The organism is Methylocaldum sp. GT1BB, assembly GCF_051027545.1.
Lineage (GTDB): Bacteria > Pseudomonadota > Gammaproteobacteria > Methylococcales > Methylococcaceae > Methylocaldum.
This window is the reverse complement of sequence record NZ_CP194902.1, coordinates 1228207-1253715: the sequence shown is the minus strand read 5'-3', so window position 1 is coordinate 1253715 and position 25509 is coordinate 1228207. Positions and strand designations below refer to the sequence as shown.

The 25509-nt window shown below is 60.1% G+C and carries 21 protein-coding genes; 13 read left to right on the top strand and 8 right to left on the bottom strand.

All coding sequences use genetic code 11. From position 1 onward, the window contains the following. The first annotated feature begins 63 nt into the window (after positions 1–63). The 6 genes from fhcD (at position 64) to proB (ending at position 4707) form a co-directional block, all read left to right on the top strand. On the top strand, positions 64–960 hold the full coding sequence (gene fhcD, locus ACR2TX_RS06835) for a formylmethanofuran--tetrahydromethanopterin N-formyltransferase (protein ID WP_077732069.1): 897 nt from the start codon (positions 64–66) through the stop codon (positions 958–960). Then, positions 957–1769, top strand: a complete 813-nt coding sequence (locus tag ACR2TX_RS06830; RefSeq protein ID WP_077732070.1) for a formylmethanofuran dehydrogenase subunit C — start codon at positions 957–959, stop codon at positions 1767–1769. Before fhcD ends, ACR2TX_RS06830 begins: the two co-directional genes overlap by 4 nt. Before the next feature lie 122 nt (positions 1770–1891). Then, positions 1892–2203 (top strand): 50S ribosomal protein L21, encoded by a 312-nt coding sequence (gene rplU / locus ACR2TX_RS06825; RefSeq protein WP_077732071.1) that lies wholly within the window; start codon positions 1892–1894, stop codon positions 2201–2203. Between the two features lie 20 nt (positions 2204–2223). Continuing rightward, complete coding sequence (gene rpmA / locus ACR2TX_RS06820; RefSeq protein WP_077732072.1) at positions 2224–2487, top strand: 50S ribosomal protein L27; 264 nt, start codon at positions 2224–2226, stop codon at positions 2485–2487. 77 nt (positions 2488–2564) lie between these two features. Then, complete coding sequence (gene cgtA / locus ACR2TX_RS06815; protein WP_434131628.1) at positions 2565–3599, top strand: Obg family GTPase CgtA; 1035 nt, start codon at positions 2565–2567, stop codon at positions 3597–3599. Further along, positions 3583–4707 (top strand): glutamate 5-kinase, encoded by a 1125-nt coding sequence (gene proB, locus ACR2TX_RS06810; RefSeq protein WP_086133707.1) that lies wholly within the window; start codon positions 3583–3585, stop codon positions 4705–4707. The genes cgtA and proB overlap by 17 nt, the downstream gene beginning before the upstream one ends. 43 nt (positions 4708–4750) lie before the next feature. Here proB and rpsT read toward each other — a convergent pair whose 3' ends face one another. Continuing rightward, positions 4751–5029 (bottom strand): 30S ribosomal protein S20, encoded by a 279-nt coding sequence (gene rpsT, locus ACR2TX_RS06805; RefSeq protein WP_086133708.1) that lies wholly within the window; start codon positions 5027–5029, stop codon positions 4751–4753. Positions 5030–5253: 224 nt separating this feature from the next. On the opposite strand from rpsT, the gene murJ reads away from it, so the two are divergent. From murJ to lspA, 4 genes are read left to right on the top strand one after another with little or no spacing between them, the layout of a single operon-like run. After that, positions 5254–6810, top strand: coding sequence for a murein biosynthesis integral membrane protein MurJ (murJ, locus tag ACR2TX_RS06800; RefSeq protein WP_434132428.1), 1557 nt, complete (start codon positions 5254–5256; stop codon positions 6808–6810). Between the two features lie 10 nt (positions 6811–6820). Continuing rightward, positions 6821–7777: a bifunctional riboflavin kinase/FAD synthetase gene (gene ribF / locus ACR2TX_RS06795; protein WP_077732077.1), complete on the top strand. Its 957-nt coding sequence runs from the start codon at positions 6821–6823 to the stop codon at positions 7775–7777. Continuing rightward, positions 7774–10593: an isoleucine--tRNA ligase gene (ileS, locus tag ACR2TX_RS06790; protein ID WP_086133711.1), complete on the top strand. Its 2820-nt coding sequence runs from the start codon at positions 7774–7776 to the stop codon at positions 10591–10593. The genes ribF and ileS overlap by 4 nt, the downstream gene beginning before the upstream one ends. Positions 10594–10597: 4 nt before the next feature. Then, entirely contained in the window at positions 10598–11074 is a 477-nt protein-coding gene (gene lspA / locus ACR2TX_RS06785) for a signal peptidase II (RefSeq protein ID WP_133717956.1), read from the top strand. A 210-nt stretch (positions 11075–11284) separates the two neighbouring features. Here the strand turns inward: lspA and ampD are convergent, their stop codons facing one another. Next, positions 11285–11869: a 1,6-anhydro-N-acetylmuramyl-L-alanine amidase AmpD gene (gene ampD, locus ACR2TX_RS06780; protein WP_156881127.1), complete on the bottom strand. Its 585-nt coding sequence runs from the start codon at positions 11867–11869 to the stop codon at positions 11285–11287. 629 nt (positions 11870–12498) lie between these two features. Here ampD and ACR2TX_RS06775 point away from each other — a divergent pair. Continuing rightward, on the top strand, positions 12499–14466 hold the full coding sequence (locus ACR2TX_RS06775) for a heparinase II/III domain-containing protein (protein ID WP_434131626.1): 1968 nt from the start codon (positions 12499–12501) through the stop codon (positions 14464–14466). Between the two features lie 93 nt (positions 14467–14559). On the opposite strand, the gene ACR2TX_RS06770 is transcribed toward ACR2TX_RS06775, so the two are convergent. From ACR2TX_RS06770 to ACR2TX_RS06755, 4 genes are all read right to left on the bottom strand, one after another. Then, complete coding sequence (locus ACR2TX_RS06770; protein ID WP_434131625.1) at positions 14560–15195, bottom strand: NADPH-dependent FMN reductase; 636 nt, start codon at positions 15193–15195, stop codon at positions 14560–14562. 46 nt (positions 15196–15241) lie between these two features. Beyond that, the gene (locus tag ACR2TX_RS06765) at positions 15242–16567 is read right to left on the bottom strand and encodes an amidohydrolase family protein (RefSeq protein ID WP_434131624.1); all 1326 of its coding nucleotides are present in this window, start codon (positions 16565–16567) and stop codon (positions 15242–15244) included. A 338-nt stretch (positions 16568–16905) separates the two neighbouring features. Beyond that, positions 16906–17880 carry a nitrate- and nitrite sensing domain-containing protein gene (locus ACR2TX_RS06760; RefSeq protein WP_434131623.1) on the bottom strand — a complete coding sequence of 325 codons (975 nt, stop codon included), beginning with the start codon at positions 17878–17880 and terminating at the stop codon, positions 16906–16908. A gap of 25 nt (positions 17881–17905) precedes the next feature. After that, entirely contained in the window at positions 17906–19930 is a 2025-nt protein-coding gene (locus ACR2TX_RS06755) for a methyl-accepting chemotaxis protein (RefSeq protein ID WP_434131622.1), read from the bottom strand. A gap of 521 nt (positions 19931–20451) precedes the next feature. On the opposite strand from ACR2TX_RS06755, the gene ACR2TX_RS06750 reads away from it, so the two are divergent. Beyond that, on the top strand, positions 20452–21633 hold the full coding sequence (locus tag ACR2TX_RS06750) for a hypothetical protein (protein ID WP_434131621.1): 1182 nt from the start codon (positions 20452–20454) through the stop codon (positions 21631–21633). A gap of 124 nt (positions 21634–21757) precedes the next feature. Here the strand turns inward: ACR2TX_RS06750 and ACR2TX_RS06745 are convergent, their stop codons facing one another. Beyond that, on the bottom strand, positions 21758–22129 hold the full coding sequence (locus ACR2TX_RS06745; protein WP_347259099.1) for a thiol-disulfide oxidoreductase DCC family protein: 372 nt from the start codon (positions 22127–22129) through the stop codon (positions 21758–21760). A 543-nt stretch (positions 22130–22672) separates the two neighbouring features. Here ACR2TX_RS06745 and ACR2TX_RS06740 point away from each other — a divergent pair. Continuing rightward, positions 22673–23587: a dihydrodipicolinate synthase family protein gene (locus ACR2TX_RS06740; RefSeq protein WP_434131620.1), complete on the top strand. Its 915-nt coding sequence runs from the start codon at positions 22673–22675 to the stop codon at positions 23585–23587. Positions 23588–23755: 168 nt separating this feature from the next. Here ACR2TX_RS06740 and ACR2TX_RS06735 read toward each other — a convergent pair whose 3' ends face one another. Then, positions 23756–25294, bottom strand: a complete 1539-nt coding sequence (locus ACR2TX_RS06735) for a cytochrome B6 (protein WP_434131619.1) — start codon at positions 25292–25294, stop codon at positions 23756–23758. Between the last annotated feature and the right edge of the window lie 215 nt (positions 25295–25509).

Sequence of the window (25509 nt, the reverse complement as noted above, 5' to 3'; positions counted from 1 at the left end):
CCCCCGTTGAGACGCAAAGCACCCGAATTCTGCAAATAAAACAAAAGAGCCGTGAGGAACTGCATGAACATTAACGGCGTCCAGATCGATGCGACTTTCGCCGAAGCCTTTCCGATGAGGGCCACACGGGTCATCATCACCGCTCAAAATCTCAAATGGGCTTATCATGCGGCTCAGGCCATGACAGGCTTCGCCACTTCGGTAATCGCGTGTGGCTGCGAAGCAGGCATAGAGCGAGAACTCGATCCGAGTGAAACGCCGGACGGACGACCGGGCATCTCCGCGCTGATTTTCGCCATGGGCGGCAAAACCTTGGCCAAGCAAGTGGAAACCCGCGCAGGCCAGTGCGTGCTGACCTCGCCCACCTCGGCACTGTTCGCCGGCATTCACGAAGGCGACAAGATTCCCTTGGGCAAGAATCTCCGCTTCTTCGGGGACGGATTCCAGATCTCCAAGCGCATCAACGGCAAACGGTATTGGCGCGTCCCGGTCATGGACGGCGAGTTCCTCTGCGAAGATACCACCTGCACCGTCAAGGCCGTAGGCGGCGGCAACTTCCTGATCCTGGCGGAAAGCCAGCCGCAGGCCTTGGCCGCTTGCGAGGCCGCCATCGAAGCCATGAAAAAGATCCCGAACGTCATCATGCCTTTCCCCGGCGGCGTGGTGCGCTCGGGCTCGAAGGTCGGCTCCAAGTACAAAGCCTTGTCGGCGTCGACCAACGACGCGTTCTGCCCCACGCTCAAAGGTCAAACCAGGACGGATTTGAGCCCCGAAATCGAATCGGTCATGGAGATCGTCATCGACGGCTTGACCGATGACGACATCAAGAAAGCCATGCGGGTCGGCATCGAGGCGGCTTGCAGCCTGGGCGCCGAAAACGGCATACGCCGCATCAGCGCGGGCAATTACGGCGGCAAATTGGGTCCTTTCCTATTCCATCTTCAGGAGATCATGGCATGACGGCGCTCACCTTCACCCTGAAGGCCGAACTCGAACAACGGATCGACGTGTCCCCATTGACGCCGGATCGGCTCGCCGACAAATCCGCGAGTGAAATCGGCGCCGAATTGCTGCAATACGGCAACCGGCAAATACGTGCCGATGAACTGTTTTCGATCGAAGGGCAAGGTTCCGACCGCCTTATCTTCCGCGGCAGCCGTAAGCTCGACTATATCGGGAAGGGCATGAGCCAGGGGGAAATCCGCGTCGAGGGCGATGCCGGCAGTTATTTGGGCATGCACCTCAAGGGCGGACGCATCATCGTAAGCGGCAACGTCGACGCTTACGCCGCTTGCGAAATGAAAAAAGGCGAAATTTTGATTCGCGGCAACGCCGGAGATTTCCTCGGCGCAGCCCTTCCCGGCAATAAAAAGGGCATGGCCGGCGGCGTGGTCATCGTCAAAGGAAACGTCGGCGACCGCGTGGGCGACCATCTGCGGCGCGGCGCCATTCTTATCGAGGGCAACGCCGGAAATTATCTGGGTTCGCGCATGACGGCCGGCACCATCGCCGTCCTCGGCGAAGTCGGCGCACACCTCGGCTATGCCATGAACCGGGGCACCGTGCTGCTTGCCCGGACACCGGCATCCATTCCGGCTACCTTCAATGATTGCGGCACCCATACGCTCGGCTTCATACCGTTGCTTCTGAAAGGCTTCCAGGGATTGGAGACCCGGTTCTCCGAAATGTCCGACACCCTCAAGCGGGTACGGCGCTATGCCGGAGACATGTGCGGACTGGGCAAGGGCGAAATACTCGTTGCCCTCTGACGGCGTCACGCCGGTTGCGATTCGCAACTCGGCAGGCAAAAAACTCAGCTGGTTGACGGATTTAGGCATACACGGTTATCATTCCGTGTTTAAAAGAATTTTCTGCGTTGGAGCCAACAAAAATGTACGCGGTTATACAAACAGGCGGCAAGCAATATCGGGTGAAACAGGGCGACGTGGTCAAGGTCGAAACCCTGAGCGCCGAAGCCGGCCAGCAAATCGAGTTCGACAAGGTGCTAATGGTTCAAACGGATTCCGGCTTGAAAGTAGGCAAACCCTTCATTGATGGCGGCAAAGTAACCGCAACCATCAAGGCTCATGGCCGGCACCCGAAAATTAAAATCGTCAAGTTCCGCCGGCGTAAGCATTACATGAAGCAGGCGGGCCACCGGCAGAATTACACCGAAATTCAGATCACAGGTATCTCTGCCTAATCGAAGAGCGAGGAATCACGATGGCACACAAGAAAGCAGGCGGCAGCTCGCGCAACGGCCGCGATTCAGAATCCAAACGACTCGGCGTGAAACGCTTCGGCGGTCAGTTCGTGCAAGCGGGCAGCATTATCGTGCGGCAGCGCGGCACCAAATTCCACGCCGGTGAGAATGTAGGCTGCGGAAGAGACTATACGCTTTTCGCATTGGCCGACGGACAGGTCCAGTTCAAGGTGAAAGGCCCGCTCAAGCGCAAATACGTCAGTATCGTTCAAAGCGAAGCCTAAGGATCAAAGCGGCTTTACGGGCCGCCCTTTTAAATAGGAAGAAGCCTCGTCCGTGACGGGGCTTTTTTGTCATTACCATGAAGTTTGTTGACGAAGCGGAAATTCGGGTGGAAGCGGGCGACGGCGGCAACGGCTGCGTCAGCTTTCGGCGCGAAAAATATGTTCCTTTCGGCGGCCCCGACGGGGGCGACGGCGGTGACGGCGGCAGCGTTTTTCTGGTCGCCTCCACCAATCTCAACACGCTGGTCGACTTCCGCTTTCACTCGCGATTTCGCGCCGAACGCGGACAAAACGGGTCGGGCGGCAACTGCACCGGCCATTCGGGCGCCGACTGCATCGTCCACGTACCTACCGGCACCGAGGTGTTCGACGCCGAAACCGGCGAAAAGCTCGGCGACCTGGTCAAGGAAGGCGAAAAATTATTGGTAGCCCAAGGCGGCTTTCACGGCCTCGGCAATACCCGATTCAAGAGCAGCGTCAATCGCGCGCCGCGCAAGGCCACCAGCGGAACGCCGGGCGAACGGCGCACCCTGCGCCTGGAGCTGAAGCTCATCGCGGACGTCGGCTTGCTGGGCATGCCCAATGCCGGAAAATCCAGCTTGATTCGCAGCGTGTCCGCCGCACGTCCCAAGGTTGCGGATTACCCTTTTACCACCTTGTATCCGAATCTGGGCGTCGTGCGCGTCGACGATCAGCGCAGCTTCGTCATGGCCGATATTCCCGGCCTCATCGAGGGCGCATCGCATGGAGCGGGACTCGGAGTCCAGTTCCTGAAGCATCTTGCCCGTACCAAGCTGCTGCTCCACGTAGTGGATGTCGAACCGTACGAAAGCCTGGAAGACCCGATTACGGCGGCACAAAAAGTGATCGCCGAGCTTCAACAATGGGACCAGGGTCTGGACCAGAAGCCGCGCTGGCTGGTTTTGAACAAGATCGATCGACTCGCCGACGACACAGCCCAACAGCGCTGCCGCGAAATCATAGAAGGTCTCGAATGGGCCGGCCCCGTCTTTAGGGTCTCCGCCGTTCGAGGCGACGGCCTCAAAGACTTGACCTACAGCGTTATGGCGTTCCTGGAGCAGGACCAAACAAAAGATGCAGAACAGGACTGAATTCGCCCACGCCCGCCGCATCATCGTCAAGATCGGCAGTGCCTTGCTGACCGGGGGCGGGCGCGGACTGGACATGCCCGCAATCACCGATTGGGTGGCTCAAATTGCCGTCTTGCGCCACCAAGATATAGAAATTCTTCTCGTTTCTTCCGGCTCGGTCGCCGAAGGCATGTGCCGGCTGGGCTGGAAAACCCGCCCACGCTCCCTGCACGAACTCCAGGCGGCCGCCGCCGTGGGACAGATGGGCCTGATTCAGACTTATGAATCCCTCTTTCAAGGGCACGGTCTTCATACCGCGCAAATCCTGCTGACCCACGACGACCTATCGGATCGGCAGCGCTATCTTAACGCCCGAAGCACCCTACTCACCCTGCTCGAATTGGGGGTGGTGCCGGTCATCAACGAAAACGATACGGTAGCGAACGAGGAAATCCGCTTCGGAGACAACGACACGCTCGCCGCTTTGGTGGCGAATCTCCTGGAAGCGGATCTCTTGATCATTTTGACCGACCAAAAGGGACTTTACGAACGCGACCCGACCCTGGACCCCACCGCCCAACTCGTCTACCAGGCCAGCATCAATGATGCGCGCCTCGGCGAGATGGTGGGCGAGAGCCGCAGCGGACTCGGCCGGGGCGGCATGATCACCAAACTGCGCGCCGCTCGGCTGGCCTCCCGGTCCGGGACGGCAACGGTTATCGCCAGCGGGCGGGAGCAAAATGTCATGGCAAGGGTGGTTGCGGGCGAGGAATTGGGTACCTTTCTGATTCCCGATGTATCCCCGATGCTGGCCAGGAAGCGTTGGCTGGCCGGACAGCTCAAACTCAAGGGTAAGTTGCACTTGGATGAAGGTGCTGCGCGCGTCTTGAGAGAAGACGGCAAAAGCCTCTTGCCCATCGGCGTAACCGCCGTGGACGGCGACTTCCACAGGGGCGACCTAGTCGCTTGCGTGGATATGGAGGGAAAAGAGGTGGCTCGCGGGCTGGTGAATTACGGCGCTGACGAAACGCGCGCCATCATGCGACAACCGAGCTCGCAAATCGAATGCCTGCTTGGATATGTCGATGAACCGGAACTGATTCACCGCGATAATCTGGTACTGGCTTGAGAGAGGCAGGCGGGCCAGCCCGCCTCGTCTTTCCGCCAGAAACTTAGGCGGATGCGCTCAGAGCCAGCGCTTTGACTCGGGCGTTGAGACGGCTCTTGCTGCGAGCGGCCTTGTTCTTGTGGATCAAGCCCTTGTTAACCGACGAGTCGATAACGGGAACTGCGGCGCGAAATGCGGCCTGCGCTTGCTCCAAGTCGCCGGATTCTACCGCCAGAATGACCTTCTTGATGAAGGTCCGCAACCGGCTGCGCTGAGCCGCGTTGTGGGCGCGATGTTTTTCCGATTGTATGGCGCGTTTTTTTGCTGAAGCAATATTAGCCAAGGTGAAAACCTCTAATCCTAATCGTTTTAAGCGAATTCGTTATTTTCGTCACAAGTAATTCAAGAGTCAAGAGCGCAATTTTCACAAAATTATCGGGCCAGACGTTTTCGCAGGTTATAGGCCATTTTCGGATAGCTTTTCGCAGCGTATCTCTAACAGTGCCTTGATCGCCCAAATTCCTTATACTACGGCCTTTTCTTCAACGAAAGCACTGGTTTTAGGCTCTGAGCAAGCATCTACTGAAATCCACGGCGGCCGTCGGCGGCATGACCTTCGTCTCCCGCCTTTTAGGGTTCGTTCGAGATGTCGTCATCGCCCGTTATTTCGGTGCCGATCCCGGCACCGACGCGTTCTTCGTCGCGTTTAGAATTCCCAACTTCCTGCGCCGCCTCTTTGCGGAAGGCGCCTTCTCGCAGGCCTTCGTGCCGGTTCTGTCAGATTACAAGGAGCGCCACGACCCGACCCAGCTCAGGCCCTTCTTGGATCGTACGGCCGGCAGCCTGTCGCTGGCCTTGTTGCTTGTCACCTTCGCCGGCATTATCGCTGCGCCGGTCTTGATCATGCTGTTTGCGCCCGGTTTCTATCGAAATGCGGAGCAATTCGAGCTCAGCGTCGAGATGCTGCGCATCACCTTGCCGTATCTTTTCTTCATTTCCCTCACGGCATTCGCCGGGGCCATTCTGAACACCTGGGGACGTTTCGCCATACCGGCCTTCACGCCGGTCTTTCTGAATCTTCTGATGATCGCTGCGGCGATTTGGTTCGCCCCTTACCTGTCCGAACCGATTATCGCCTTGGCCTGGGGTGTGCTGATCGCCGGCGTCGTCCAGCTCGCATTTCAAGTGCCTGCGCTCCTCCGGGAGGGCTTGCTGCCGAAACCCCGCCTTGGGTTTCACGATGCCGGCGTTCGCCGCATCATCAAGATGATAGGACCGGCGATTTTCGGGGTTTCGGTAACCCAGGTGAATCTCCTGGTCGACACGGTGATTGCCTCCTTTTTAGTGTCCGGCAGCGTCTCCTGGCTTTACTACTCCGATCGGCTGGTGGAATTCCCTTTGGGCATTTTCGGCGTCGCTATCGGCACTGTAATGTTGCCTCATTTGTCGAAAAATCATGCAAACCGTGATCGCGACGGGTTTTCCCGTTCGCTGGACTGGGCTCTCCGCTGGGTCATCCTGATCGGCTTGCCGGCGACCTTGGGCCTAGCGCTACTCGCCGAACCGATGATTTCCACCCTTTTTCAGTACGATCGGTTTTCTTCGCATGACGCCGAGATGGCCAGCCGGAGCCTAACGACTTACTCCATCGGATTGATGGGCTTCATCGCAATCAAGGTGCTGGTTCCGGGCTTCAGCTCGAGACAGGATCTCCGCACCCCGGTCAGGTATGGCGTCTACGCCATTATCGCCAACCTCGCGTTGAACCTGGCTCTGATTTTTCAACTCGCGCCGATCGGCTGGGGTCACGCGGGTCTCGCTCTGTCGACGGCGTTGGCGGCGCTCCTTAACGCCGGACTGCTCCTGGCCAAACTTTTGAAGGAGCAGATTTACAAACCGGAACCGGGATGGCCGATCTTCCTGCTGCGTGTAGCGCTCGCCAGTGGCGTGATGGTCCCGATCCTGGTCTATGCGTCCAATGCTTATCCGTGGCAGATCTGGTCGCTCGCCGACCGAATTTCGCATCTGGCTTTGTGGATTCTGCTGGGCCTCGCGACTTATCTGTCGTGTCTTACCCTGACAGGGCTCCGTCCCAGGCACATGCTGGTTCCGGAAGGTACCTGAGGACCGTCGCATGCGCTTGATTCGAGGACTCGCCGAACTGAAACTTCCCGAACGGGGCTGCGTCGCCACGATCGGCAACTTCGACGGCGTCCATATTGGTCACTGCCAAGTGATCGAAAGGCTGGCGGAAGCAGGACGGAGGCTGGATTTGCCGGTTGTGGTCGTCCTGTTCGAACCGCAGCCACGGGAATATTTTTTCCCGAACGAAGCACCGGCCCGTTTGACCCGGCTCCGTGAAAAGCTGGCCCGCTTGGCTGAATTGCCGATCGATCAGGTGCTGCTGCTGCGCTTCAACCGGCAGCTCGCCATGTTGCCGGCGGAAAGCTTCATTCAAGACATCCTGCTCGAAGGACTGCGCATCAAGTATCTGGTGATCGGAGACGATTTCAGATTCGGCAGAAACCGGCTCGGCAACTTTGCCTTGTTGCGGCAGGCCGGGAAAGAATTCGGCTTCGAAGTGGTCGACACGCCGTCGGTATTGGTCGATGGACGACGCGTCAGCAGCACTTCGATCCGCAAAGCCCTCGCGGCAGGCGATTTAGCTCGCGCAGCGCGACTCCTGGGGCGTCCTTATTCAGTCTGCGGACGCGTCATCCATGGGGCGAAGCGCGGCCGAACGCTCGGCTTTCCCACGGCCAACATCTTGATGAGACGGAAAAACACTCCTGTACAGGGTGTATTTGCCGTTACAATGTCCGGAATAGGCGAACATCCGCTGCCGGGGGTCGCGAACGTAGGCATACGCCCGACTGTCGCGGGAGGACGTACGGTGCTCCTCGAAACCTATTTGCTGGACTTCTCCGGAGACCTCTACGGAAAACAGGTGGAAATCGTTTTTCGCCACAAGCTCCGGGACGAAAAGCGCTTCGACGGCTTAGCCGAACTGCAGGCCCAGATCGAACGGGACGTCATGACTGCAAGAGGCTATTTCGCCATCTCAAATTCAACATCATCCTCTGCATCATGAGCACGGATTACAAATCGACACTGAATTTACCCAGCACCGATTTTCCGATGAAGGCCAATCTGCCGCAGCGCGAGCCCGAGCAGCTCGAGCGCTGGCGCAGCATGGATCTTTACCGGAAGATTCGCGAAACGTTCCGTGGGCGCCCGAAGTTCATTCTTCATGACGGCCCCCCCTACGCCAACGGCGAAATCCACATCGGCCATGCCGTAAACAAGGTGTTGAAGGACATCATCGTCAAGAGCAAGGGATTGAACGGTTTCGACGCGCCCTATGTGCCCGGCTGGGATTGCCACGGCCTGCCCATCGAATTGATGGTGGAGAAGAAGATCGGCAAAGCCGGCGTGCAGGTCAACGCTTCCGATTTCCGCAAGGCCTGCCGAACCTATGCGGCCGAACAAGTGGACATCCAGCGCCGCGAATTCGTCCGGCTCGGTGTTTTCGGCGATTGGGAAAATCCTTACCTGACCATGGACTTTCGCTTCGAGGCCGACATCCTGCGCGCTTTGGGCCGAATCTCCGCGCGCGGCCATCTGATGAAAGGGGCAAAGCCGGTGCATTGGTGCACCGATTGCGGCTCCGCGCTGGCCGAAGCCGAGGTCGAATACGAAAACAAGCGCTCGATCGCCATCGACGTGCGGTTCAGGGTTCTCGACGAAACCGCGCTGATCCAGCGTTGTCACTCGGTTCCGGGCCATCCGGGCGAAGGCCCGCTGTCGGTGGTCATCTGGACGACGACACCCTGGACCCTGCCGGCCAACCAGGGCGTGGCGCTCAACCCGGATCTCGATTACGCCGTGGTGCAATGCCGGGAACCGATGGAGCGGTTGGTCGTGGCCGAAGCCCTGATGAAAGATGTCATGATGCGTTGCGGCGTCGACGATTACCGCGTCGTGGCGTATTGCAGGGGCTCGGATCTCGAGGGATTGATGCTGCACCATCCGTTTTACGAGCGCGAGGTGCCTATCGTTCTCGGCGAGCACGTGACGCTCGACGCCGGTACCGGCGCGGTGCATACGGCGCCCGGCCATGGCCAGGAAGACTACGTCGTCGGTCAGCGCTATGGGCTGCCGGTCGAAAATCCGGTGGCGGACGACGGCAAGTTCCTGCCGAGCACGCCGCTGTTCGCCGGCGAACACGTCATGAACGCCAACGGCCATGTGGTCGAGGTGCTCAAGGAACGCGGCACACTGCTGCACGAAGCGCGCATCGAGCACAGCTATCCGCACTGCTGGCGGCACAAGACGCCGGTCATCTTCAGAGCGACGCCCCAGTGGTTCATCGCCATGGACAAGAACGATCTTCGCCGCCAGGCCCTGGAAGAAATCAAGAAAGTGGAATGGATACCCGACTGGGGGCAGGCGAGAATCGAAGGCATGGTCGCGAACCGGCCCGACTGGTGCGTCTCCCGGCAGCGGAACTGGGGCGTGCCGATCGCCTTGTTCGTCCACCGCGAGACCGGCGCCCTGCATCCCCGCACCGAGGACCTGATCGAAGCGGTCGCGCAACGGGTCGAGGAACGGGGAATCGATGCGTGGTTCGATCTCGACCCCGCGGAATTGTTGGGCGAAGAGGCTGCGCAGTACCAGAAGATCAACGACACGCTGGATGTCTGGTTCGATTCGGGCGTCAGCCACTTCTGCGTGCTGGATCGGCGGGAGGACCTGCATTCGCCGGCCGATCTGTACCTCGAAGGCTCGGACCAGCATCGCGGCTGGTTCCAATCGTCCTTGCTCGCTTCCGTGGCGATCCGCGACGCCGCGCCGTATCGGCAGGTGCTGACCCACGGCTTCACCGTGGATGCGGAAGGCAAGAAAATGTCGAAATCCAAGGGCAATGTCGTGGCTCCGCAGAAAGTGATGCAGAACCTCGGGGCGGATATCCTGAGGCTTTGGGTCGCGGCAACCGACTACCGGGCCGAGATGAGCGTTTCCGACGAGATTCTGAAACGCACGGCGGACGTTTACCGGCGGCTGCGGAATACCGCCCGCTATCTGCTCGCGAACATGAGCGGCTTCGACCCGGAGCGGCATTCGGTCGAACCCGAAAAGATGCTGGCGCTCGACCGCTGGGCGGTGGACCGGACTTTCCGTCTCCAGCAGGAAATCGTCGAAGCCTACGAGACCTACCAGTTCAACCTGGTCTATCAAAAGGTCCACAACTTCTGTTCCATCGACCTGGGCAGCTTCTATCTCGACGTGCTGAAGGACCGCCAGTACACCTGCCGCGAGGACAGCCTGCCGCGGCGATCCGCACAAACCGCGATGTACCACATCGCCGAGGCACTAACCCGCTGGCTGGCGCCCATCCTGAGCTTCACGGCCGATGAAATCTGGCGTCATTTGCCCGGCAAGCGGAGCGAATCGGTGTTTCTGGAGACCTGGTACGAGGGACTGTTCCCGCTGGACGAATCCTCTCCGTTCAACCGCGAGTTCTGGGATTTCCTGCTCAAAGTCCGCGAGGCGGTGAGCAAGGAACTGGAAGTACTGCGGGTGCGCGGCGAGATCGGCTCGTCCCTGGACGCCGAAGTCGAGCTTTACGGCAGCCAACCGATTCTCGAACGGCTTGCGCCTATCGAAAGCGAGCTTCGATTCTTGTTCATCACTTCGTATGCGAGCCTTCGGCCCGAAGGGGACAGCGGCACGCTTCCGACGGGGATCGAGGGACTGGAGCTGAAAGTTCGGGCTTCCGATAAACCCAAATGCGTACGCTGCTGGCATCACCGCGAGGACGTCGGCAAGCACCCCGACCACCCCGAGCTTTGCGGCCGCTGCGTGGAGAACGTGGCAGGACAGGGCGAAACCCGTCTTTACGCCTGATCTCATGTTGAATTGGCTTTGGCTTTCCGCGCTGGTCGTCGGCCTGGACCAGCTCACCAAGCAACTGGTCGATCGCTCGATGGAACTTTACGAGTCGGTCGGCCTGCTGCCTTTTTTTCAGCTCACTTACCTACGCAACCAGGGCGCCGCGTTCAGCTTTCTGAGCCAAGCCGGAGGATGGCAGCGGTGGTTCTTCATCGGCCTGGCCGTCATCGCCAGCGGCGCGATCTGCTATTGGCTGAGCCGGCTCGGCAAGGGCCAACGTTGGGAAGCCGCGGCCTGGGCGCTGGTTCTGGGCGGCGCGCTGGGCAATCTCATCGATCGCATCATTTACGGATACGTTATCGATTTTCTCGACGTGTTTTATGGAGAATGGCACTGGCCGGCCTTCAACGTGGCCGATTCCGCGATCACCATAGGCGTAGCGATGCTGCTGATCGACTCCGTGAGACCGCGACAGTCGACGGCCAGCCTGGTGTAGACCTATTTGCCGGCAAGGGATTGCCGGCCTATAAACGATAGCCAAGTAGGTCGGGAATCCTTTCCCGACACAACGGACGGGCAATCGGCTTTGCATGCAAAAGATTTCCGACCTGCTGGATCATAGACCGGAACAAGCCCAGCATTCCCGGAGTAAGGCGCATTTACCGGGAACGGCTATCGCCTCATCCCCGCCTACGACGGTTTCACCTCAGACGAGAATGCCTCTGCCTCCGGTCGGCTGAAAACCTCTTGCGGACAGCAAGCGGTAAAGCCTTTCCCAATCGAAACTCGGGCCCGGATCGGTTTTGCGTCCCGGAGCGATGTCGCTGTGACCGACGATCCGGTCCGGTGACAAGCCCGGATAATTCGCTAGCAAGGCGGAGAGCAAATCGGCCAGGTGCTCGTATTGCCGGTCGGTATAGGGAATATCGTCGGCCCCTTCCAACTCGATGCCGATCGAGAAATCATTGCAGCGCTCCCGCCCCTCATAGTTCGAAATCCCGGCATGCCAAGCGCGCCGGTGGAACGGAACGTATTGAACGATCTCGCCGTCGCGGCGAATGAGCGCATGGGCCGATACCCGAAAGCCGTGTATGCGCTCGAAATAAGGGTGGGCAGTCGGTTCCAAGGTATTGGTAAACAAACAGTCGATCCAGTTGCCGCCAAACTCGCCCGGAGGCAAACTGATGCCATGTATCACCACCAGCGAAATATCCCCTGAATCGGGCCTGTCGTCGCAATTGCAACTCTCTAGCCGCCTCGCGTTTGCCAGCCAGTTATCGATTATCTTCATTTTCCAAACCGAGTTGTAAATCGTCGAGAATTCGTCCTGTCCGCCGAGTATATCTACAAGACAATCTGTCCGCTTTCGGTTTTGTGGGTCGAGTCACGATATAAAAAAGACTTTCCCTTTAAAGTAAGTCCTACGACGAATATAAAGCGCATTGTAAAAACCGAATATAGAGTTCTCGCAATGTGCGACACCGAAAATCATCATCGATTGCTACCGGTCCGGCAACGCATAGACTGAAACGGATTCAGTAAAGCTACAACACATTCGATATACCTTAAGCCGCGATTTTTCGAGGTACAGGTCGAAACCTTTCCGATTCGAAATCGGCCGGCAAAAATAATAATCCCGGCAGAAATGTTTCGACTTGAAAACAGAGCTCTTAAAGGTAACAAGAACCGTGTCGGCCATGATAAAAAAGAAGCTGTTTCTTTCCATGGTACGCTGCATACCGAATATACGACTCGGTATCCCGCGAAATAGCAAAACAGTACGGGCAAAGGCAATCCCGGCACGCCGCATACATTATATTACCCGTTTTCGATGCATTAAGACGGCTGAAATCGAACTTAACTTCCCGGGCAATTCACGACAGTTTTTTCATCCATGACCATCAAGGGAGTGCTTCAAGCATGAGAGATTTCCGATTATGGAGCAGGCTGGCTCTAGCGCTAGCGGGGGTATTTGTCAATCCCATGGCCGTCGGAGAAACCCCGCCGTTGTCAGGGCTGCCTAGCAATGACGAAAGCAAATCTGCTTTCGCCACGCTGAAGGCCGGCGAAGGCGGCTATGCACCGGCCCGTGCCGCCCGTGAGTACTGGGACGCGGCCCGCCGGCGCGTGGCACAGGATCCTCGCTGGACGGCTTGGTTGCAGGAGCGAACCGACTGGATCGATCACTGGATGACCACGCCCCGCGAGAGCGCGGACTGGGTCGCCGGCTGGATCCACGACTACGTCGATCCGAACACGGGCGTTCTCCTCCACTGGACCCCCGATCAGCCGATACCGCCCGACCAGCCCGGCCACGAAAAGCTGCGCGCCGCCTGGATCGCCCATAATCGGATCTACAACATCGATCGCGTGCTGGACGCCGCCCGACTGTTCCGCCTGACCGGCGATACGCGCTACTTGGATTGGGCGGCTTCGCAGCTCGATTTCTACGCCGACGCCTACCGCGGCTTCCCGTTGCAGACCTGGAACGGCCGAGCCCAGCTGATGAATCAGAGTCTGGACGAAGCGACCCGCGCCCTGGTGTTGATCGAAGCGGTCCGGCTGCTGAAACCCCATGTCCCGGCGGCCCGCGCCGACCACTGGCGCGAGGGGCTGTTCCTGCCGTTGGCGGCCAATGTGATGGCGTCGTCGCGCGAGGTCCACAACATCGCCGTCTGGCATGCCGCGGCCGTGACGCTGATCGGACTCGAGTTCGAACAACCCGAGTTGATCGGCTTCGGCAAGCATTCGGCCTTAGGTCTTCCGTCGCTCCTGGCGACCGGCGTCTCGCCGGACTGGTTCTGGTACGAGCACTCCCTGTCCTATCAGGAGTATACGGTTCAGGCCTTGGTGGAGCTGCTGGTCGGCGCCTCGTTGCGCGGGCGGCTGGCCGAGTTCGCCCGGGAACTCTGGATCGCGCAGAACCTGATGATTTCTCCGGTGACCGTGCGCTTTGCCAATGAAGACGCCCCGACCCTCAACGATTCGCCGCCTAATCGCAAGGCGCCGAACCGCAAGTTGTGGGCGGCCTCCCGCCGGGTGTTGCCGACCTGGCTCGGGCTGGACGAAGCGAAGGGCCAGCTGAGCTGGGACACCCTGCTCGATCCGCCCAAGCCGGTCGATTCGATGCCGGTACTGCCCGACCTGGCGTCGGGACCGGTGCCGGGTCTCGATGCGGTTCAGCTCGTGAAGAACGGCTGGCATGCCCTGTTGCGCTATGGCCAGAAAGCCCGGTTTCATGCCCAGCAGGAAGCCCTCACTTATGAACTGCAATACGGCGACACCTGGCTTCTCAAAGACGCCGGCACGGTCGGCTACGGCTCGCCGCTGCACAAGGGCTATTTCAGCCGGGCACCGGCGCACAACGTGCCGCTGGTCGACGGCGACGGGCAAAATCCCTGGCCGTCCGAGGGACAGCTCGATGAGGTCGCGCCGGACGGCTCGTTCGCGGCGGTGTCCCATCCGAGCTATCGTCCGGGCGTGACCGCAACCCGGCGGCTCGCCATCGGCGCCGGCGACTTTATCGATCAGGTGGGGGTGACCACCGGCTCGGACACGCCGCACGCGATCGGTGTGGTCCTGAACACACCCTGTGCCGTGACCGCCGACCGGCCGTCTGTCGCGGAAGGGGCATCGCTGCCGAATGCGACGGCCTTCGGTTACTGGAAGGACTGGACCGCCTATGCGGCGGCGGGCACTTGGAGCGGCACGCTCGACTGCGCCGGCCGCCGGTTTGCCCTGGCGATCGCCGGCGCCGAGCTGCAGCGGGTGTTTGTGGGCACCGTCCCCGATTCCGCCGCGCCGTACACCCGCCGGGGCATCTACCTCGAAGCCATGGCAACGGAGACGCAGTTCTACCTGGTATTCCGCCCGCTCGATTCGCCGTAGGCGTATGCTGAAATACGGCGCGTAGCGGCATGAAGACAGCCAAGGCGTTGTTGTTCCACGACCGCTCGGCCTTTCTCGCTCTGTGGCCGAACCTTACCCGATTCGGCTCAGATCGTGCCGACGCTCCTCCGGCTCGGGCATTAGGGTCTGTCCATGCAATTTCGCCAAAGTGGCGGCGAGATTTGCCCCCAAGGCTTCGACGGCGGCGTGTTGTTTGGGATCGGTCAGCGTGCCCTCGGGCTGGAACGCTTCGTGAGCCTTGGCCACCGCCAATTGGTCGGGCAGGACGATGACACCGATGTTGCCCAGGATCGCCCGCAAGTGAACCAGGCCGCGGAGACCGCCGAAGCCTCCGGGCGAAGCCGACAGCAGGGTGGCGACCTTGTTCCGGAAAAGCGCCAGGCCATCCTCGCCGCCGACCGGCCGGGATATCCAGTCGATGGTGTTCTTGAGGAGCGGCGAAATCGAGCTGTTGTACTCGGGCGAAGCGATCAAGAGCCCCTGATGCGCCATCATCAGATGTCTGAATTTCAGGGCGTTGGCGGGAATGCCATCGCGGCTCTCCAAGTCACCGTCATAGATCGGCATCGGAAAATCGCGCAGGTCTGCCACCGTCACCTCGGCGCCGGCCCGACGGGCGCCTGCCGCGGCGATCCGCACCAGCATTTTGTTGTAGGAGCGTTCTCGCGTACTGCCGGCAAAAGCGAGAATTTTCGGTTTGGCTTCCATGGATATCTCCTCGAAATTCAACAGCGTACTTTGTTCGAAGTTCGTTTCAAAGCCGGGATCGCATCGACGGCTTTTGCTCGTCCCACGCTCGGGGATCGAAAACGGCCCCTCCCTTGACCACGCGGAAAATGCGGCGCAAATGAATGACATCGGCCAGCGGATCGGCGTCGAGCAGCACGAAATCGGCGATTTTGCCCTGCTCCACGGTCCCCAATTCGGCGCTTCGCCCCATGACGCGAGCTCCGCCTTGCGTCGCGGCAGTCAGAATCTCCTCGGGCGACAAGCCGGCCTCGGCCATCAGCTCGAACTCCCGGTGCAGCGCCGGCCCGTGCAAGGTGCCGATATTGCCGGCATCGGTCCCGGCGGCGACGGTCACGCCGCTCTGCTGCAAACGCTTCAGATTCCAGAATGCGATATCCCGGCTGAACCAGTGGTAAGCCCAAGGCTTTTTCCAAACGGGCAGGCTAGCCAGCTCGTCGAACGTCGCGATCGCCTCGGGATCGCCGAGGCGGCGTTCGATGTCGGTCAGCCGAACCTTCCGTCCCAGCACCTCCTGATAACCCTCGTTGACGACGAGGGTGGTCACGTACACCACGTTCCGATCCTTCAGTAGCTTGATGAAGGCCTCGTCGACCCGGCGGTCCTCCACGCTGTGGGCGAGAATGTCCGCACCCGCCTGCACCGCCGCCCGTGCGGTCTCCAGTTCGGTCGCGTGCACCACGACCCGAGTGCCGGCGGCATGGCTCGCCTCGATCGCGGCCTGCACTATGGCGGTCTGAAACGCAAGACTCCGGCCCGGCAAGGGAATGAACCAGATTTTGATGAGGTCCGGCTTGCGCGCCAAAATCTCTCGCACCGTGGCGCGGCTTTCCTCGGCAGAATCGACCTTGATCAGCGCCGGATCCTCGGCCTTGAGTTCCTGCGGAAAATAAGTCGCGATCAAGGGTCCCGCCACCGCGACGCGCGGCGCCCGTTCGGTCCGCCTCGCGAGATCCCGTACCTCGAAGGTCCAGAACGGACCGCCGACGTCCACCACCGAGGTCACGCCGCTCGCCACGTATCGAGACAAGGTGTCGGGGATGCGCTGCCTGATCCCGGTGATCTCGTCCGCATAAGGGCGAACATCCCGCAGATCGATCACATCCGGACGGGTATAAAGACCGCCCGATTGAAAGAAGTGTATGTGCGCATCGATCAAGCCGGGAACGATCCATTTCCCGCTCGCGTCGATTACCCGCGCTTCGGGAGGAATCGGTATCTCGCCCCAGTTTCCCACCGCCGCAATTCGCTCGCCCTCCACCACGATTACGGCATCGGCGCGTGGCGCGCCGCCGGTTCCATCGATCAGGGTACCGCCGACAAAAGCCTTCATATCCGCTCTACTCCCGCTGGCGAACACCAGGAGCGACAAAATGATTGCCAATAACCCGTGCATGCACGGTGATCCGTATCGCTTCATCTTCCGATTCACGGACACGCGAACTATTTCTTTCGACCGCGGTTCGGACCATTCATTGCAGCGCAGCGAACGGGATTCACGCGTCTTGTGCCTTCCGCACCGGGGAAAAGAGCCTGGGAGATTTTTCGGTTTGGTGTGGCTCCCTCCTGTTGTAGGTCGGGAATACTTTCCCGACACTAACGGGCCGGCAGGCAGGTTTGTCGGCAAGGGATTGCCGACCTACAACGATTCGGGAATCTCCCGATACGGACTTAAGGCAGCAGCCTTGTCAATGGAACAAGGGCAACCAGGATCGAAACGGCCGCGGCGAACAACGGCACATAGCGCTTCGGCCTTGCCAGTTCGTTGGCTCGCAAGGCAAATACGCCGTGGAGCGTATCCATGAGTTGATCGATCAGAGCGATATTGGCCTCGATTGCCCGGGTCGCCTCGGCAAAATAGGGCTTGAGCTTGAGCTCGATGCGGCTCGGCTGAATGATGCGTTCATTGAGGAGATTCACGAATTTTCGGGTCGATTCGCGGCTGGTTGCCAAACCCGCTTGCAGATCCAGCCCAGTCGGTGGAGAAAGGTCCCGCAGCGCCGTCTGGATCTCGTTCAGGAGGCCGTCGATGCGATGGGCCAAAAAACCGAGTTTGATCCGGAACACCGGCGGGCATTTTCCGGACGCGATCACCCCCGCCCCGAGGCCGCGTCCCTGCCCGATCTGCTCGATCAGTTCGGGAAGCCGGCGTACCAGAATCGCCGCCATGCACCGATTGGACGGATCGGGATCGAACATTATCCCGGAGCCATCCGCCGCCTCCTCCATGAGGCACAGGACTTCCCTGATGATCCGCGTATGGGCGGCGAAACTCTCCGCGGGAGAGAGGTCGAAGAGCCCGCGTTTCAGTTCCTGCCAGGAATCGTGAATGGCTCGCCAGCGGGACAACTGCCCGGCATGCGCATCGGCACCTTCGTCGGCGAGAGGCATTGTCGCCCGCAACTGCTCTTCGATGTTCTTCTGAACGGACGGCAGACGCGCCCGGAAAGCCGTATCTCCGTTCAGACAGGAATTGGCCATGCCCCGGTGTTGCTGAAGACTGATCATCAATTCCGTGGTTCGGCGCAAATGGAGGATACCGGCCGCTTTACGGTCGAGCAGCGCTCTCTCGAATCGCTGCTCGACGGCAACGAGGAGCACCAGAAAAGCCAGTAACAGGGTCAGGCCGGTCAGAATCGGAAACATGAGAATCTCCTCTACGGATGCGGAATCAAATCTGGAAGTGGTGAACCATCGTCTTGAGGTTCGCTGCCAGTTGTTCGAGATGCCGGGCAATGGCGGACGTTTCCTGGGCAACCGTCGTGCTTTCGTCGGCCTTCCCGGCAATTTGCTCGACGTGCTGCGCGATATCCTGGCTGACGACGCTTTGCTCCTGAGTGGCAGCCGCAATGGTCGTGATGCTCTGCACGGTCTGCAACGCGCCTTCATGGATGGATGCGAGGGAGCTCGCCGCCTCGGTCGCCAGTGAAACCCCGGCCGAGACCTGTTCGCTGCCGGTCCGCATCGCGCTCACGGCCCGGTCGATGCTGTCCTGGATGGACACGATGGTTTGCCTGATTTCGTCCGTCGCATGGCGGGTACGGGCGGCGAGCTGCCGGACCTCGTCGGCGACGACGGCAAAACCGCGCCCCTGCTCGCCGGCGCGGGCCGCCTCGATAGCGGCATTGAGAGCGAGCAGATTGGTCTGATCCGCGATTTCGGCGATGACCTTGACGATCGCGCTGATTTCGTTGGAGCGCGCGCCGAGCGCCGTGATCATCTCGGAGGATTGATGGACCGAGTCGGCGAGCTTTTCCATTTCACCGGCGGTGCGGCGGACGACGATCTCGCCTTGCGCGGACAATTCCCTGGCCCGGCTGGAAATCCGCTCCGCTTCGCCGGCGTGGCGGGCGACCTCGCCGATGCTGACCGTCATCTCCTCCATGGCAGCCGCCGTACTTCCGGCTGCGTCGGACTGAAGATTCGCGCTGTAGGCGACCCGCTCGGTGGCGCCGGAGAGTTCGCTCGCGGCATTGCTCAATTCCTCGGCCGATGCGACTACGCCGGCAATAAAGCGGCTGAACTCGCGGGCGACGCCGTTGAAGCCGTCCGCCACCTGCACCAGCTCATCCCGCGAGTTTATGTGCGTTTTCGCGGTCAGATCACCGGCGGCCAGACGCCGGCCGCTGCTGACCAAAGTGTGGACTGTCTGCCGTACCGACAGATAAAAGGCGGCAAATAGATAGACGGACAGCAAAGCCGTGGTGACGGCGATCACGACGACCAGACGGTTTTTGGCGTCAAAGGCGGCGATACGCTCCTCCAGCAAGCGATCCAGCGTGGGCAGAACCGCATCGTAGAGGGCGAACTGGGCGTCTATGGCGCGGGTTCCGGCGGCAAAATAGTCGGAAGGCGCCATCACGATGGAATTTTTGGAGATCAGCTCGTTCCACTGTAAATCCAGGAAAGTCTTGAGACGAACGAGACTCTGTTCGAGACCGGCAGCCAGCGCGGGCTTGACCGACGAGTTGGTCTGGAAAACGACGTCCATGCCTCGCTCGATGGCGCGCTGATTTTCCAGGATAAGCGTGTTCAGCATGATCAGGCGGGATTTCTCGTCCGGGTCGTTCGCCTGGCGAGCGGCCATTCCGGTGCCCAAGCCCCGCGCCTGCCCCAGGTTCTCCATCAGGGCCGGAAGTTTGAGGATTGCGGCATCGGCGAGGTAGGCGCTATCGAGAACGGGATCCAGGACGAGATTGGAGGTCTCTCCGATGTGGCCGATCAGCCCCTGTAAGCCGGCGATCAGGGACGTGTGGGCGGCAAAATTTTCCTTCGCATCCGCGCCCGCGGATTGATTCGCAAGACGATTCCACGCTTGTTTCACGGCATTCCATCGGGTTGCGGTGTGCAACGTGGAATCCAGCCGACTGTCGATCTCGTTCACCGCGGCTTTAGCTTCCTCGATGCGGGCTCGCAAGTTCCGAATATCGTCGTCGAAAGACCGGTCGCCGTTGAGTGCGGCGTAAACCATCCCGCGGTGTTTCGGAAAATCCTGCAGCAAAGGCTGCAAAGCCCTCAGGTATTCCACGCCGGACCGCTCTTTGCGGGCGAATGCGCTGCCGGCATTCATTTCGACGATCAGCAGGTACAGGTAAACGGCAAGCGGCAGGACGAAGATCAGACCGATGAACAGAAATTTATAAGGAAAGCGAAGATGGCTCAGCAAAACGATAGCTGGCCGAAGCACGTTGTACATGGATGTTCCCTTGCAATTAGGAGCTGTTTGCAGCCTGAGCGATCGTCGGGCAAAAAAAAGCGTCCAGCGGGGTCGTAATGACCGCCGATGGACGCCGTTGTCCGTTGATTCGTGCCCCGTTTAGCACTCCATGACGAGAATACATAATGCATGCCATGCGTAAGCGCAGAGAACCGGTCGACGCGATTACCCGGAATCGGGCCGATTGCGGGGAATATCTTGTATGCCAAGGACATACGGCAGCATATCGATCCGGCGCACAAAAATAGGGGAGCGCGCACCATAACGGGACACTCCCGAAAGCGATCGCTCTCTCGGCTGCGGAAACTCACTCTGCGCACACGGGTTTCGCATGTTCCTTTCGAAGTTGGTCATCGGGCCGTTTTTGAAGGATTGGCCTCGGCGTGCAACTCCTTTTCCAAGGACAAGTCTCATTAACCAAACAAGCGCAGCAAGGAGCGGATTCCGCGCATCGAAAAACCGCGGCCATCGCTCGATCGCAACAGCAGGGATGAAGTCACATGAACAGCGATTACAGGAAAAGGACCGGCCTGGCAGCGATTCTCATGGGTGCCATCTTGGTCCCGGCCTTACAGGCGCCTTCGGCGTCCGCAAGGGCTCTCGGCATGGTGGCGGACAACACCACGGCTTCGGTCACGATATTCGATGCCGATACCGACACCGTACTGGGATCGGTGACCATAGCGACCGCCGGCCTGGCGATCGGTGACGTTCTCATCACGCCGGATCAGACCCGGGGATTCGTGACGAATTTCAACAGCGAAGTCTTCGTCATCGACCTGACCGCGTCGCCTCCCCGCCTCGCCGAAGGCACGAATCCGATTCCCATCGCCAACAATGGCGAGGATCTCTCGATCAGCCCCGACGGGAAGTTCCTGCTGGTGTCCGATGGCCTCTTCACTCAGCCGATCTCGGTCATCGACATCGCCAAACAGGCCGAGATCAGCACCTTGTCCGTGGGTACCGATACCAATTCGGTCGAGGTTTGCAGCGACGGCTCGGTACTGGCCACCTCGTCCGCCGATGCAACGGTGCGCCGGCTCACGCTCAGCGACACCGGGACCTTGAGAGATACCGGCGAGATGCTGTCTCTCGGTTTCGCCGAACCCAATAATGTCTTCTGCGCTCCGGACGGCGGATCGGGCCTCGTCATCGCCCGTGGCGCTCCCGAAATAACGTCGTTTGCGATTCCGGGACTGGAACGGGTCGACATGCGCGCATTATCCGGCACATCCTCCGGGATTTCCGGTTTGGTCGACTTTGCAGAAGACCGGGCCTTTGCCCGGAGTAACGGCGAATCCCCGGGAGATGCGGGTTTCCTGGACGTCTATCGTTATGACGCCAAGAACGCGACCTTCAGCAACGAACCGCTGTTTTCGGTTCCGATTTCCAACGCTCCCGAATTCTACGGAATGGATCAGATGGCGCTGCATCCGAAGAAAGCGAAATTGTACGTCTCGCAACCCGATGCCTTGAGGGTGTACGACGCGAACACCGGGACCCTGCTGACGTCCATCACCGATCCCGGCATCGTGCAACCGACCGGCGTGACCGTGGCTAAGGATTTCTGCGAAGACCCTCCGCCTGGCGGGATGACTACGGAAGCCGACGCTCCGCAATGCGCCATGAAAAGCACCGGCTCTGCCGATGACCCGATCGACGGCGGCGATCAGGTCAAATAGTATCCCTGTGCGGTCAATCGTGAGCGACAGGTTTGCTTCTCGGCATGGCTCGTCCGATGGTGGGCAGAGGGATTGAACGAAAGAAAAAGCCCGATTCTTCGAGCGATAGTGCTCGGCGAGCCCACTACAGCCGCCCGCTCTTTTTCAACCGGCGGATTACCATTTTGTGATAGAGACGAGCCAGCAGCGGGCGGATCGCCGGCAGTCCGATCAGCCAGGCCAAGGGTCTTAGAAACGCGACTCTCTCCAGCAATAGGATGTAAGCATCCAGCTCGGACGCGATCCGCCCGTTTTCGTCGCGGACATGCAGTTCGGTCAGGGCCTTGCGGGGATCGATGCCGATCTCGCGGAGTCTGTCCTCCCGTCCCGTGATATCGAACCAACAGACCCGCTCGCCGCTTTTTCCCGCCAGCCGCTCGTAGCGGCGGCGCTCCCGGACACAGCGCGGGCAGGCGCCATCGTAATAGACGGTAATCTTTCCCTGGTCTTCGTTCATGGATTCTGCCTCTTATTCCAATCGGTGAGTTACGCGGAGCCTGTCCTGAGCCTGTCGAAGGGCCTGTCCCGAGCGGAGCCGAGGGGCTAACCCACCATCGATGGGTTTCGCTTCGCTCTACCCATCCTACAATTAATGTTCACTCGGATGCCGAATGGAGTTAAAACCTGGTGGCCGACGGCAACGGGCGAGGGACCCACAAGATCCGCCGGCACCTCCATCCCGTAGATTTCACCATGGTTCCCCGGTAACCTTTCCTGAAACGCGCGGCAGTCGGTGCGTACTTAAGGAAGCTCTGAACAAGTGGATTCCGTTCGTCCTGAGCCTGTCGAAGGACTTAATCAGAGCTTCCTTATTAACCCGGCCTATAAATATAGGCCGGGTTAATCCGGGGCAGGGATGCCCCGGCGCGGCGACAAGCCGCGTGAGCCCAGGCCGGGCGTGTACCGGCCTGGGCGGCGGCCCGAAATACCAGGAGGGTATTTACGGGCCTGATTAATAAGATAGGCGCATCCTCACCCGGATTCCGAGGAGGACTTCACCATGACGGAACCCGCTCCCATACGCGGACTTTGGTGTGCAACGCTGACGCCGCTCGGCCGGGACGGCGGCGTGGATCATGCGAGACTCGCCGCACTGGTGCGGGAACTGCTCGCGAAAGGCGTCGACGGTATCGTGCCGTTCGGCACGACCGGCGAAGGTCCCTCCTTCTCGGTGGCCGAGCGCTGCGAGGGGCTTGAGGCGCTGCTGGCTACCGGCATCGCGCCAGACCGTCTGCTCGCCGCCACCGGATGCACCGCACTCTCCGACACCCTGGCGCTGACCCGGCACGCGCTGAAAACCGGCTGCCCGCGCTGCCTGATCCTTCCGCCGTTCTTCTGGAAAAATTTGACCGACGAGGCGGTGTTCCGTTACTACTCGATGCTGATCGATACGGTGGGCGATACGCATCTGCGCATTTATCTGTATCACATCCCGCAACTCTCGGCCGTGTCGATCCGGCCGGAAGTCGTCGCCCGGCTGGCGGCCGCCTATCCCGGCATCATTGCAGGGGTGAAGGACAGCGGCGGCGATTTCGAACATACCGCCGGGCTGTTGAAACGCGTGCCTCAGCTTTCGATCCTGCTCGGCCACGAATCGCATCTGCCGCGTCTGATGCGCGCCGGCGGAGCCGGAACCATCTGCGGCATCGCGAACCTCTTTCCGGACCTTATCGCAGCACTGCTCAAGCCGGACGTGCCGCCGGACGACGAAACGCGAGTCCGTATGTTCCTGGACATCGTCCTGCGCTACCCTTTCGTTCCCGCATTCAAGGCGATTCGCGCCGCGCAGACGGGCGATCCCGCCTGGCTTGCGCCCCGGCCGCCGCTATTGCCGCTCGCCGCAGACGAACAGACAACACTGCTCGCCGCGCTTCACAGCGCCGGCTTCGGCATTGTGCCGGAGAGAAGCCAATGATGACCTAAGATTCGCTGGCTCCCAAGTTCCTACTTGGGAGCCATACCCGAGAAGCTCCCGCTTCTCGAAACCGCAGTCGAATCGAGAAGCGGGAACTTCTCGCTTTGGGTTCCCAAACGGGAGTTTGGGAACCAATCTAAACTTCAAGCGCTTGGAAAAAGGCGATTTTTACAGCGCCCGCATGAACGCCGCCAGGTCCGACTTTTCCTGCGTGTTCAATTTGAGCCCCAGCACCAGGTTGAAAAACTCCACCGTGTCCTCCAGGGTCAGGCAGCGCCCGTCGTGCATGTAGGGCGGGCTGTCCTTAATGCCGCGCAGGGTGAACGTTTTCATCGGTCCCGGAGGCGCCTCATTGACGAAGCGTTCGAGGCGAAGATCGTGCATGCGGTCATCGAGATAGACGGGCGGCACATGGCATTCGGCGCATTTGCCCTTGCCGAAAAACACTTCCTCGCCGCGGCGCTCGGCTTCGGTGGCCTTGGCGGGGTCGAGCCTGGCGGTGGCAACGTCGAGCTTGGGCGCCGGCGGGAAGTCGAACATGTTCTGCATCTGCGCCATGTGCGAAACCTGCACCCGATCGAACTGGGTAAAACCTTTCTTCATGGCGTGGATGGGATCGCCGTTGAAATAGGCGGTGCGGAATTCGAATTCGGTGAAGTCCTCGACCGAGCGGAGACTCCGCTTGGAACCGTGCAGTTGTTGATTGAACACGCCGCGCAGGCTGACCGTGTCGAGGCGGAGGCGCCGCTCTTGCGGCCGGTTGTCCGGATTGAGGTGGAATTGTCCGGTCGTATGACCGTTGATATGGCAATCGAGGCAGGTGACGCCTAGGCTCGGCTGTTCGCTTTTCCGGTCGTCGGTGGGATTGAATTCTTCCTGGGGAAACGGCGTAAGCAGCAGGCGCAGGCCGTCGAGCTGAACGGGCGTCAGCAGGTCCTTGAAAAGCGCATAGTAATTGTTGATCGAGACGACCTCGCCCCGGGATACGTCACCCAGTTCCGGCCGGTTTTGCAGGAACATGGCGGGCGGGAACTCCGGCAGAAAGGCGTCCGGCAGATCGAATTCCACATCGAAGCGCTCCAGCCGCGGGAACATCTCGATCTGCATTTTCGGGAAGACCTGGCCGCCGGTGGCTTGCTTCGGATGCGGCAGGGCGGGATAAGGGAAGAGTCCCTTTTCGCGAATCTCCTCGGGCGTCATCGCGGCCAGCGTGTCCCAGGTCATACCGTTGCGCAGCCGCGCGGTGGGACCTACCGGAATGGGTTTACCCCGCGACATTTTCGCCTCTCGATGGAGTCTTGGGGTCAGATCATAGCGGCTTTCCAGCAGTTTTCGCTGATCGGCGGTGATCTTGGGCTTGGCCGCCTTGTCCTCCTGCATGATCTCCTCGAAAGTCTGCATGGGCCTCTTGGCATTGAGGGGATCGCGGTAGAAATCGAAGCCCAGCACCTTGCCCTGATCGGGCTGGCCGCCAAAGGCGTTCGAGGAAGGCTGGGCATGGGGGGCGCGAAAAGCACCAGAGCGGTCATGCTCGGATTTCTGCGACTCCGGCCGGGAAGAGGGAGCGGCTCGCGGCGTTTGCGCCTCGGCAACGGCATCCAACGGTTTGCCGTTGGTCTGAGCGGCCGCTACGGCCACGGGAAAAACAAAGCTGCCGAGGAACCAACGGGCAGCGCTGCTTGAAATCGCCTTGTTCCGGAATCGCATAACACCTCCTTGCGAGCCATCTATCGGAGATAAATCGGATCGGGGTAGTTCTAGATTTGAATTGCCGATCAATCCATTGGTTCCGGATACCTACTGCTCTTTCGGCGGTTGACGGAAACCAGGATGTCGTAGGGCGGGTTAGGCGCACGCCGGCATCCGCTGGCCGCTGATCACCATGCTTTCCGTGCGCCGTAACCCGCCGGACCAATGCTCGA